Here is a 12,338-nt window from a genome sequence, read left to right as displayed (position 1 = left end):
AGGGCGAGGTTAGCGGGAGCGTGCTCGATTTCATGCCTATACTGCATCGGAGCGAACCTCATCAATGAACACAGTCCTTCCCTTCGCAGGGCGAGGTTAGCGGGAGCGTGCCCCACCTATAGACCTATACTGCATCAGAGCGAGCCTTAAAAACCAAAAGAGAAACTATTTTTGTATAGTTTCTCTTTTTTTCTTGGCCAAATTTTAGAAAATCCATAGTATTTTTGTAGGATATTTACAAAAACAAGGGGAAAAAGAAGAAAAAAGAACATGGAAAAGTATTAAATTCGCATACAAATATACGTAAAATAATGCTTTCCCATTAATTAAATTATTGGATAAATTAAATTTAAATTAATATAAAATGGAATTATATTGACAGGAAAGGGAAAACTAACTATTATTTATCTTGCAATTTCTTCTAATTTTATTATTTTAATAAAAAATTTAAAGGGTATAAATCGTGTTTTAGAAAGAAAAAATTGAATAAGGATATCCCGGGAAAAACCGGACCCTCTTTGGAAAAGGAAGGGGGTTGGGGGCGGTTTTGGCATTTTCGTAATGAGGGAAAGGAGTGTGCATGACCTACGCAGAGGAGCAAAGATTGGTTGAGGAGTTAAAATCCTTTATTTCTTCGAACTTTGTTTTAAGCCAGATTGAAGATGACGTTTTGGAGGAGAAGGTGAAGGAAGTGGTTGCCCAGAGAATCGGCAACTCTTACTGCTCCGTGGAGCAGAAGCTCTCCATCGTTCAGCAGGTTTACGGAGCCATCAGAGGCTTCGGCCTTTTGGATGCTATTTTAAAGGATGAAAGCATTACCGAGGTCATGATTAACGGCCCGGAAAACATTTTCATAGAGCAAAAGGGCCATCTGTTCCAGCTGGATCGACAGTTTGAAAGCGAGAAAAGGCTGGAGGATATTATCCAAAGAATCGTAGGATTGGCAGGACGGGAAGTAAACCAGGCCAATCCTATTTGTGATACTACCCTGCCGGACGGATCCCGTGTAAACGTGGTGCTTCCTCCCATTGCCCTCTGCGGCCCCACTATTACCATCCGTAAGTTTTCCAAGGAGCCTATGACCATGGAGAAGCTGATTCGCTTCGGCTCCCTAACCAAGGAAATTGCGGAGAAGCTTCAGCTTTTGGTGAAGGCTCGTTACAACATCTTCGTCTGCGGCGGTACGGGTTCCGGAAAGACCACCTTCCTGAATGCCCTATCCAACTATATTCCAAGAGACGAGCGTGTTATCACCGTAGAAGATACCGCAGAGTTACAGATTGAAAATGTAGACAACCTTGTACGACTGGAAACCAGAAATGCCAACTCCGCCGGTGTGGGAGAGATTTCCATGACGGATTTGATTAAGTCCTCCCTTCGAATGAGACCGGACCGTATTGTTGTGGGAGAGGTTCGTGGTCGAGAGGCTTTAGATATGCTACAGGCCATGAACACCGGACATGACGGCTCCCTTTCCACGGGACACGCCAACTCCACAAGGGATATGTTAAGCCGTTTGGAAACCATGGTATTGCAGGGTGCGGCAAATGTGCCCTTGGAAGCCATTAAGCAGCAGATCGGTTCTGCGGTGGACATCATCATCCACCTGTCCCGTCTCAGAGACCGTTCCAGAAAGACCATGGAGATTACGGAGGTTTTAGGATTCCATAACGGGGAAATTCTTCTGAATCCTCTCTATGTGTTTGAAGAGGATGAGCAGAGTACCGTTACCAAGGTACACGGCGTTTTGAAGCGGACGGAAAATAAGATGCAGAAGGACTTTAAGCTCCGTTTGGCAGGAATCAATACGGTTATCTAAAGCGAGAATCGGAATTCATACAGGAAAGTAAAGGGCTGACCGGAATTCATGCAGAAATGTAAAGTGCGTACCGGGAGTCATACAGGAATGTAAAGTGCCGAAGCGGAATTTCGGCCGTTGATCGAAAATCACCGGAAGGAATGAAGCTTCGTTTGGAGGGACAAATGTTTTTTCGGAAAAAGAAGGAAAAGGAACCGGCAAGCTACCTTTCCCCCTTGGGAACGGAGCTGACCAATTACAACGTATATTATCTGAATTTCAGGGAAAAGCTTCAGGCCTTTGCTATAGCGCTGTTCATCGGCGGTGCGGTGAGTCTGGTGTTTTACGGCAATCAGTTTTTGGATGCCACAGGAAGGGCTACGAAGGCCACCATGTATGGCAATATCGTCATTTTCCTGTTGGTGGGAAGTCTCTGCGGCTTCTTCTTCCTCCCCATTCGGGCCGGTCAATGTAAGGAAAAACGGCTGAAGGAATTAGCCAGACAGTTTAGAGGCTTTTTGGAATCCTTGGCGGTGGCGCTGGCCAGCGGAATGAACATGCACGATTCTCTGGACAGCACCTATAAGGATATGGTGATGGAATTCGGAGAGGATGAAAAAATCACCAAGGAAACCGCGGAAATGATTCTGGGCTTACGAAACAACTTAGCCATTGAGGACATGATGCTCTCTCTGGGAAAGCGCAGTGCCAACAAGGATATTGAGAACTTTGCCATCATTTTCAATGTAAGCTACCGTGCCGGAGGAAATATCAAGGAAATCGTGCGAAGAACCGCGGATATTATCGGAGAAAAGATGGAAATCAGTGAGGAAATCCAGACGGCGATTTCTTCCAACAAGATTCAGTTTACTGCCATGATGATTATTCCGGTGGTGCTTACGGGAATGCTCCGGGGCATGGGCTCCAGCTTTAACCGAAGCTTTTCCACTCCCATCGGAATTGTTGCGGTGACCATCGCCATCGGCATCTTTGCGGGAGCTTATGTGATGGGACAGCGGATTATGCAGGTGGTGAAGTAAGAAGGGGAAAATGATGCGAAGCATAGCAATGATTTTAGGAACCATTCTGGCGATTTTGTTCCTGATTCAGCTTTTTCGGGGACAGAAGTACGAAGAGCTGGTGGAGGGCTTGGAAGAAAAGGATTTTCCGTTAAAGGATATCTATACCGTGGGCTTTTGCTGGGCGGAGCTACCGCCTCTTCGCTTGAGGGGCGTGCTTTTCGAGCGCCTGGAGCAAAATGCCAAGGTCTTATACGGGGAGATGTATGCGGAATACTATGCCAATGTGTATTACGCCATGGCCCTTAGCTTTTTCCACTTTATCTTATGCTTTGGCTGCCTTTTGGCAGGCTGGCAGGATAGCAGGAACTTCTTCTATCTGGGCATCTTTCTGGCGATTGTAGGGCTGATTTACGGTTGCGACTCCATGCGACAGAAGCTGGTAAAGAGAACGGAAAACTGCGAGACGGAGCTTCCGGAGGTAGTTTCCACCATGGCGATTCTGGTGAACTCCGGCATGATCCTTAGAGACGCCTGGAACATGGTGGGCGGCAGAGGGGAAGGGGACATCTACGCCCTGATGCGGGATGCCAGTGAGGATATTCGAAACGGCCATGCGGACAGTGAGGCCATAGCCAAGTTCGGAAGAGCCACCAATTCTCCGGAGATTATCAAGTTTACCAGTGCCTTAATGCAAAGTATGGGAAAGGGTGCAGGAGAGCTGCCGCTATTTTTGGCAAGACAGTCCAGTGACCTTTGGAATGAGAAAAAGCAAAGACTCTTACAAAAGGGAGAACAGGCTTCCGCCAAGCTCTTAATGCCCATCATGCTGATTTTCTTAGGCATTATTATCATTATTTTATCCTCCGCCTTTGCGGGAATTTCCCTGTAGGAGAAGCAACAGTAGAAGAAGCAACAGTAGAAGAAGCAATCGTAGAAGAGGCCACTGTCGAAAGAACAGCACTTTGGAAATTTGTAAGGAATAGAAACAATACAAAACCGGATATGGGAAAGGAACTAAAGGAGAATGATGCAAGGACTTATTAGCGGCGCTGTTTTCAGTATATGCAGCATTGCCGTGTATTTTCTCGTAATAAAGATATTTTTAAAGGGGCAGGCAAGGTCATCCTTCTTAAACCCCTATGCCGTGATTGGCGCTTTGGCCTTTTTTTCCTTTCTGACAGGCTACTACGTACGACAAACGGCGGTGCATACCCTGGCCTTAGCCATGATTCTCTTTTGCTTCATGGTTTTGGAGTGGGCAGGGCTGGTGGATGCCTATACCATGAAGATACCAAACCTCTGCACCATAGTGCTTCTTGTGGGCAGACTCCTCTTCATGATTCCGGAGCTTCTGTTCTATAAGGGGGACTTCCCCATGATTTTAGTCAACAGCTTTGTACCGGCCTTTATCGCTTTGATTTTATTGTGCCTCTTATATAAGATTTCCCGTTCCGGCTTGGGTATGGGAGACATCAAGATTTTTACCGGCCTTGCGTTCTTCACAGGAATGTACGGATTTTGCGTGAGCTTACTTTTTTCCTTCCTGCTCTGTGCCCTATGTTCCCTTCCGGTTTTACTCTTAAAGAAAAAGAAGTTAAAGGACGCCCTTCCCTTGGGACCTTTTATCTACTTCGGTTTTGGCTTTGCAGCCATGCTATCTCTGATATAGAAAGGAGCAGCTTGTGACACAGACACAGATGGGGGTTGCCTTTGCCCTGGTATTGATTACCGGTATGGGTTGGTATAGTAAGATTTCCGACCAGCAGAGACAGGTCAAACGATATCAGCAGGAAGTGGCGGAAGCCGCGGACTTTGAGAAAAGAGGCCTGTACCAAAAGGCGGGAGAAAATTATAAAGAGGCTCTGGGCATTAAGAAGGAAGAAGCCATCTACGAAAAGATGATGGATGCCTATGAAAAGGCCTATGAGGAAAAGGAAGACCGCTACAAGGAATATATGGAGGCGGCAGAGATGGCTCAGGCGGCCTATCCGGAAAATCCGCATTTTGCTCTGGCGATTTCCCGACTGTACATTCAGAAAAATGACTATGCCAATGCCTTTTACTTTTTGGATAAGGCGAAAAAGGCAGGCTCCAAGGATAAGACCTTCCAAAAGGAATACCGGAAAATGCTCTATTCCTTCAAAACCTTGTATGGAAACTACAACAGTTATTATCCCCTTTCCAACGGCTTCTACGGGGTGAAAAACAAGGAGGGAGCAGGCTATATCCCGGCAGACGGGGAATCCTCCAACTCCTTAAAGCAGGAATTTGTAGGGCCCATCGGAGAGAAGGGCTATCGTCTGCTACGTAAGGACGGAAAAACCATTTTGATGGATAAAAATGAAGTGACCCAGGGTGTATTTTCCAATAAAAATCCCGAAGACATCGGCTACTATGCGGAGGACAGAATTCCCATCAAAGAAGAGGGAGAATACAGCTATTACAATGCCTTGGGAGACCGGCTCTTCGGCGGATTCTCCGAAGCCAGCCGTTTCCAAAAAGGAAAGGCAGTGGTGAAAAAGGCAAAAAGGGTCTTCTTTATTGATTCGGAAGGCAAGGAACTGGAGCTTAAGTATACGGTAAAGGATGAAAAGGGTAAGGAGAAAAAAGACGAAAACGGAAAGAAGATAGAACAAGAAAGAAAGTTCGAAGCGGTGCAGATCAATCCGGACTACAGCTTTATTGCCCAGGGCTGCATCCTGGCCAAGGAGGACGGCGCCTACCATATCTACAATGAAAACTGGGAACAGGTTTCGGACTTCTCCGCTGAGGAAGTGGACGGTATCGGAAAGGACGGCATTTTCGCCTTTTCCAAGAAGGGAAAATGGGGCTTTGCCAACTTGAAGGGAGAAGTGGTACTGGAGCCTAAGTATAAGGCGGCGAAAAGCTTCTCGGAAGGTCTTGCCGGTGTTATGGAGGACGACTACTGGGGCTTTATCAACTTAAAAGGAGAAATGGTCATTACCCCCCAGTTCTTCGGCGTGGATTACTTCAACAAAAAAGGCGTATGCATAGTGGAAACTACCCCTGAGGTATATCAGTTTATCAAACGAAATATCGTGAAGAAGGAAATCTTTACGGAGGACAGCAAGGAGGCTACCAAAGAAGAGAAGGGCAAGGAAAAGGAAACAAAGCCCGAAGAAACAACGGAAGCGGCAACAGAAGCAATGACGGAAACAGCCACCGAAGCGCCGACAGAAGGAACAGAAGCAGCATCGGAAGCCCCGGCAGAAGGCGGGGAGGCAGCGCCGGAAGCGGCACCGGAAGCCCCTGTAGAAGGGGGAGAAACGGCAGCTGCAGCTCCCCCGGAAGGGGGAGAAGCACCCCCTGCAGAAGGAGGGACTCCGGCAGCAGGATAGGGCGCAGATGGAAGGAAGATAGCAATCAATAAGCTGGAAAAGAGCAAAGGAGAAGGAAATGAAAATCAAATTAGCGATTTTGGAACAGGACAAGGATTACTTACAAAGAATCGTAACGGTGTTTAGCACCCGCTTTGGAGAAAAGTTTGAGCTGTATTCCTTTACCGACGAAGAACTGGCCTTAAAGACCGTTCGGGAGGTAAAGATGGATGTACTGGTGGCGGATGCCTCCTTTGACATCAACACCGCCCTTCTCCCCAAGCAGTGCAGCTTTGCGTACTTCGTGGAGTCCGCGGAAATCGAAAGCTATAAGGACGAGGCGGCTATCTCCAAGTACCAGAAGGCGGAGCTGATTTATAAGCAGATTTTAAGCCTTTATGCGGAGCGGATTCAGGGCATTACCGGTCTGAAAATCGGAGAGGATCCCTGTAAGGTCTTTGCCTTCGGCTCGGTAGCCGGAGGAACCGGGGCTTCCACCATGGCGGCAGCCTGTGCCTATCATTTTGCCCAGGCGGGACACCGGGTTTTGTACTTGAATATGGAGCGCTACGGCTCGGCGGATCTCTTCTTCCATGCCGGAGGACAGCTGGACATGAGTGATGTGGTATTTGCCTTAAAGGAGCAGAAGGCCAACTTCCGCCTAAAGCTGGAAAGTGCGGTTCGCCAGGATCCCAGAGGGGTGTACTTCTTCTCCAAAGCCAAGATTGCCCTGGATATGATGGAGCTTTCCTTAGAAGAGAGACAGAAGCTGCTTCGGGAGCTAAAGCTTGGGGGTTCCTATGACATTATCATCCTGGACGGGGACTTCTCCATTGATGACGACAGCTTAGCGGTTTACCGGGGAGTGCACGGCATTGTCCTCACCGTAGACGGATCGGAAATCGGAAACGACAAGTTCCTAAGAATGCTACAGGCCTTGCAGATTAAGGAGGAAAATTCCCCCGTTCCCATCATGAAGAGAATGTACACCGTATATAACAAGTTCAGTAACAAAACCGGCCAGAGCCTTCCCAAAATCGGCATTCGAGAGCTGGGAGGGGTACCCAGATATGAACACGCCGGAACAGAGGCGCTGGTGGAAACCTTGGCGGAGAAGACCTTCTTCGAGGAATTATTAAAGGAAAATATTTAAGAGCGGAATACGTAGAAGCTTGGAAATACACAGAAGTTCATTGGCTAATTAAAGTAATAGAAGATAAAAAGCAAAAGAAAACAATCAGAAAGGGGAATAAAAATGAAGAGGAGAACACTATTAGGTTTAGGCATCCTGGCTTTGGCTTTGGGACTTACCGCCTGCAACGGTGGAAAAGAGAAGAGTGCTCAGGGAGACAGCAAGCAGGAGGCAGACAGCGGTAAGGGAAATGAGAAAGCCAATGCCAAACCAAATGAAGACTATTTCGAATGGATGGGAGAGGACTCCATTGCCAATCTGAATGAAGAAGGTGCCAAGCAGAAGGTGATTGTGATTCCCAAGCGGGCAAAGTCCTTTGACTCCGGCTTAGGACCGGATGATGATGTGCAGCTGGAAGAACTGTATTTTGAAAGCGATGATGATTTTCAGCTAGGCTACGGCCTTACTCTTTTGAAGAAGGTAAAGAAGATTGTGCTGCCGAAGAACCAGACATCCGAGATCAGCGTAAAGTCTGACCATAACCTGGAAAGTCTGGATGTTCCGGCAGGGGTAACTAGCATTGCCAGGTTCGGCTTTAGAGACTGCACCAGCTTAAAGGAAGTGAATTTCCTGGGAGAACAGATAAAGGTGATTCCGGACTCCGCTTTTCTGAACTGTTCTGCGCTGGAGAAGATTAGCATCCCCAATTCCGTAGAAAGTATTGAAGAAGCGGCATTTCAGAATTGTAAGTCCCTGAAGGAAGTCCACATGCCCAAGAATTTAAAGGAAATCGGTAGCGGTGCCTTTGCCGCAGCTCCTGTGGATTCTTATTACTTCCCTAAGGAAATTGAGAATCTAAAGGTACTTCCGGATTCCTTTGCTTCCACCGGAAAGAGCAATTTCTATGTTGTGAAGGATTCCTGGCTGGACAAAAACTTTGAGGAGGTATTCGGAATCTTAGGAGAAAAGCAGTACTACGACGGAGAGTAAAGCTTCCGTAGAAAGCAGTATTACGACAAAGAAAAAGCTTCGGTAGGAAAAGTGCTGAAGAGGGTGCCGGAGGGAAAAGCTTCGGTGCCAAAGGAAAAGGATTTTCTGTAAGAAAAAGGAGTCAAGATGAGAAAGGGATTTCGAAAGAAAGGGGAAGATGGCACCGTCATGATTGAATGGTCCATCGGTATGCTGCTGTGCATTCTGATACTGGTGTTCTTTATCGGATTTAGCATGTACCTTTACCAAAATGTCATGTTCCATGTTACGGCCAATGAGGCGGCGCAGGTTGTGGCGGAGAATTACAAGTATGGATCTGCCAAGAAGGATTTGAATCTGGTGAGTGAAGAAGATATTACGAATATCGGGGTGTATCGCTACCTTGGGATTATGGGGAAAAAGCAAGATCGAATCGATGCGGCAAATTCCAGAGCCTCTAATTTTCTGAACAATCGTCTCACCAATGTGAGTCTGGCAAAGTCAAAGGGTGAGGTGGATATTAAGGTAGAACGTGCCAACGATGATATCGGAAGACATCATATTGAAATTACCATGCACAAAAACTATGGATTTTTATTTGGAGAGTTAATGCGTTTTATCGGCGTTTCCGAAACCAAGCAATTGGATGCGACGGTAGCCTGCAACGACTTTGATGCCTTGGATTATGTCCATTCCGTAAAGCTTGCAAAGTATGCCAGTGAAAAGGTGAAGAGCTTTGCAACCGTATTGGAAACGGTGGACAAGGTGGTTAAAGGCCTTAACAAGTTTTTTTCATAGGGGAGAAGAATATGAAAGCATGGTTTAAAGAAAAAAGAAAAGCAATACGACATTTTCTGAAAAGGAAAGTCAACGGGACGAAGGGCATGCTATCCATCTTTTTAGCCCTAGTGGTTTCTCCGCTATTGATGTCCACCTTCATTTTCATAGAATACGCACGGATTCAAAGTATTCAGGAATTAATGAAGGAGGTCATGGGAAGCTCCCTCTATTCAACTTTAGGTCACTATGATGATTATGTGGAAGAGCGTTTTGACTTACTTTCCATTTCTCAAAAGGATGATGTCAATACCACTTACCAGGGTTATATGAAGGCCAATATGAATGCTTTGGGCAAGGGGGCAAGCATACAGAGTATGGAGGCTTCCGGACAGCATAGTCTGGGTAGCGCCTCCATCCTGAAGCAGCAGATTTATGAGGCCAGTGAATATACGGTTATGGCACAGGCCATGTGGGACGGTTTCGACCTGGATCGTATTAAGAAGAAGCTGGACGGTCTTCCCGGAATGAAGCAGCTGAACGCCGGAGCGGAAGTGGCGAACAAGGCGGTAGGCTATGCCAATGACACCAAGGATATGATTAACAGTGTTAAGGACTTTCAGGAGAAGGCGAAGGACTTCAAGGAGAAATGCCAGAATTATAAAACAAAATATCAAGCCTTTCAAACGGCGATGCAAACCGTTGAATCCATCAGAAACAGCGGACAGGAGGAAGGTCTTCCCGCCGCAGAGGCGGCTGCGGATGCAGCGGCCAGAGAGCTGGCTACCGCTACGAAGGAGCTTAGCACCAGTCTTGGAAACCTTTATGATGCCTCCAAGGATTTAAAGGAGAAGATGGAAAAGGTGAAAAAAGACCTTAGTGAAGTGAAGGAGGCAACGAAGAAAAAGAAAGAGGAAAGCAAAGAGGCGGCAACGGAGAGCACAGCTTCCACCGGTACAGAGATTGCTACCATTCCTGCAGCAGGCAACGGCACCGGTACAGAGGTAGCCACAGTACCGGCGAATGGCAGCACGGAGGTGGCAACAACAGGAACTGCCGCAGATGGGGAAATTCCTGATGGAGAAGGGGCGGAAACCATAGGTACGGATGCCTATAAGTGGTTTGAAGAAATGCATAAGGTCACGGAAGATTTTGCCAATGAACAGATTCAAAAAGGAATCGATGCCATTGTAGAGGCGGAAAAAACAAGCTTAAACAATCAGGCCACTGCCCTGAGCTCCTTCACCGCTTCCGGTCATTCCATGTCGGAATTATCTTCCGCTCCTTTAGGAAAGATAGAAATGAAGGGCTTTAAGGAGGACGTGGCTAAGTATGTGGATGATCTGGTAGATGTTTTAGATAAATCAGCGACTGCGGACCAAGAGGGAGTCAAGGAAGTTATTGCCGTCGGAAGATTGGCACAAAAGCTGATGGATATGAAGATTTTTTATGACAACAGCTTGGACTCCAATATTAATCCGGCTTTATTAGCCCATACCAGCTCCTTTGATACCTCAACCCTCTTAACGGCTTCCGGATTTACAGGGATGTTACAGGATGCGATAGATTTTGCGGATGCCTGCTACGGAGTTCCGAATGTTTTCAAAATGGTTACAAAATTGGCCAGCTTCTTGATTAATCTGGCAAAGTTTTTAGCGGGATTGGTAACCTGGATGGCAGAGCACTTTATCAATCTGGCGAAGTTCTTGGTGAACTACCAAGAGTATTATCACGCCTTCCTCTTATATGGCTACGCGGCATATAACCTGCCGAATCGTACGACCTATAAGAAGGGATCCACTTTAACCGGATATAGCTTCCAAAAGGTATTTAGCCTGGCAGGCGGATCGGATAAGGGCGGAAAAGGGGGTGCCATGAGCGACATCGCCTCTTTAGGGAATAATTCCGGATCGGATCCGATGTTTAAGGGAGCGGAACTAGAATATATGCTTACCGGTGCCAACTCCGAGTACACTGCACAGGCCGGCGCCTTCTTTGACGGCTATATGCTTCGCCTGATGGTGGATTGCTATGCGGTACTTAACTCGGATATCCTGAAGGCACTTTCCGCCTTGGGACCGGTACGTATTGTAGCCACTGTCATCTTCCTCTTACTGGAACCCTTCCTGGATATGGTAATTTTGGTAAATGGAGGAACCCAGGTGCTTTTCAAGACCAAGGCATACCTTTCCATTGAGGGATTACCCCATCTGGCACAAGACATGGCCGGAATCCTGGATTTAAGTGATGATCAGAAATCAACCTTAGGTGGGATGTTTGAAAGTAAGCGAGGGGGAGGTAGCTCCACCGGCACGGAAGTAGCCATATACCATGATGATTCTGCCAAGCATGGAGGACAGGACGGCTCGGGAAAAACCAATGATAAAAACGAGATGGGTTATTTCCCGCTGGATTACACCGCTCACGGCGCTATTTTGATGATTTTATGCACCCCCTACGACCAGTATACAGATCGGATGCAGAACCTCATTCAGCTGGAAGCCAAGGAAAAGCACAAGAAGGACTTTGATTTCGACATCAACAAGGCCTACACCAGTGTACATTCCGACAACAAATACAAGCTGAACATATTTATGAATTTATCGCCTTCGCTTACCGGGGGATTCTCCTTCGAAAAGCAAAAAGATTTGGCGTATTAAAGGAGAAGGGAGTAAAGATGAAACGAGAGAATACGGAAAAAGGCTCGGTAACCATAGAAGCAGCCATCATTCTTCCTATCTTTTGCGCTTTGTTTATGGCATTAAACGGCTTCTTCTTCGTGTTTAACGCCCAAAACCAAATCGCACACGCACTGGTACAATCCGCAACCAGCCTGGGCATGGATTCCTATGCCAACAATCAGATTGCCTCGGGCCTGGACGGGGCCAACGGCTTCTGGGGTAGCCTCAGTGATGTTATTCAAGACGGCTACAGAAGATTTTTTTCCAGCAAATACTTTTCCAGCCCTAATGACTGGTATAAGGGAAGCAAAAAAGGTATGGGCGCCGCCCTGGGTATGGGAAATGATGATGCCAAAAGACGTTTTGTAGCCTACCTGACCGGAGACACCAGTGACTCCAAGGCAAATCAAAAACTGAAATCCTTCGGGGTAGAGAGAGGCTTGGACGGCATGAACTTCAAGGTCGAAAGTTCGGGAGGAGATGTTACCCTTACCGTCACATATAAAATGGGTGTCTGGTTTGATATGTTCGGAAAGAAAAAGATGAATATTACCCAGAGTGCCAAAGCCAAAATGTGGGGAGAAAAGTAAGCAAAAAGGAGCAATAGTATGAAAGAATTCA

10 protein-coding genes are annotated in these 12,338 nt (G+C 46.9%); all 10 read left to right on the top strand.

What is annotated here, in order from left to right:
- Positions 1–580: 580 nt before the first annotated feature.
- The 10 genes from RDQ32_RS09530 to RDQ32_RS09485 all read left to right on the top strand — a co-directional run bounded on the left by RDQ32_RS09530 (position 581) and on the right by RDQ32_RS09485 (position 12,307).
- Positions 581–1,819 carry a CpaF family protein gene (locus tag RDQ32_RS09530; protein ID WP_007158137.1) on the top strand — a complete coding sequence of 413 codons (1,239 nt, stop codon included), beginning with the start codon at positions 581–583 and terminating at the stop codon, positions 1,817–1,819.
- 164 nt (positions 1,820–1,983) lie between these two features.
- Positions 1,984–2,838 (top strand): type II secretion system F family protein, encoded by an 855-nt coding sequence (locus RDQ32_RS09525; RefSeq protein ID WP_007158136.1) that lies wholly within the window; start codon positions 1,984–1,986, stop codon positions 2,836–2,838.
- Between the two features lie 10 nt (positions 2,839–2,848).
- Positions 2,849–3,709, top strand: coding sequence for a type II secretion system F family protein (locus tag RDQ32_RS09520; protein WP_183683677.1), 861 nt, complete (start codon positions 2,849–2,851; stop codon positions 3,707–3,709).
- Between the two features lie 138 nt (positions 3,710–3,847).
- A complete protein-coding gene (locus tag RDQ32_RS09515; protein WP_308580226.1) occupies positions 3,848–4,489 on the top strand; it encodes a prepilin peptidase in 642 nt (213 codons plus the stop codon).
- A gap of 13 nt (positions 4,490–4,502) precedes the next feature.
- Positions 4,503–6,179: a WG repeat-containing protein gene (locus RDQ32_RS09510; protein ID WP_308580225.1), complete on the top strand. Its 1,677-nt coding sequence runs from the start codon at positions 4,503–4,505 to the stop codon at positions 6,177–6,179.
- A gap of 58 nt (positions 6,180–6,237) precedes the next feature.
- Complete coding sequence (locus tag RDQ32_RS09505) at positions 6,238–7,311, top strand: chromosome partitioning protein ParA (protein WP_308580224.1); 1,074 nt, start codon at positions 6,238–6,240, stop codon at positions 7,309–7,311.
- A 102-nt stretch (positions 7,312–7,413) separates the two neighbouring features.
- Positions 7,414–8,280, top strand: a complete 867-nt coding sequence (locus RDQ32_RS09500) for a leucine-rich repeat domain-containing protein (RefSeq protein ID WP_308580223.1) — start codon at positions 7,414–7,416, stop codon at positions 8,278–8,280.
- Positions 8,281–8,406: 126 nt separating this feature from the next.
- On the top strand, positions 8,407–9,057 hold the full coding sequence (locus RDQ32_RS09495; RefSeq protein WP_308580221.1) for a hypothetical protein: 651 nt from the start codon (positions 8,407–8,409) through the stop codon (positions 9,055–9,057).
- Positions 9,058–9,068: 11 nt separating this feature from the next.
- Complete coding sequence (locus RDQ32_RS09490; RefSeq protein WP_308580219.1) at positions 9,069–11,696, top strand: hypothetical protein; 2,628 nt, start codon at positions 9,069–9,071, stop codon at positions 11,694–11,696.
- A 17-nt stretch (positions 11,697–11,713) separates the two neighbouring features.
- A complete protein-coding gene (locus RDQ32_RS09485; RefSeq protein WP_308580218.1) occupies positions 11,714–12,307 on the top strand; it encodes a pilus assembly protein in 594 nt (197 codons plus the stop codon).
- Positions 12,308–12,338: the final 31 nt, after the last annotated feature.

This window comes from uncultured Oribacterium sp. (assembly GCF_902481605.1).
Classification (GTDB): Bacteria; Bacillota; Clostridia; order Lachnospirales; family Lachnospiraceae; genus Oribacterium; species Oribacterium sinus.
Note: the sequence above shows the minus strand (reverse complement) of the source record. Positions and strands in the feature narration are given on the sequence as shown.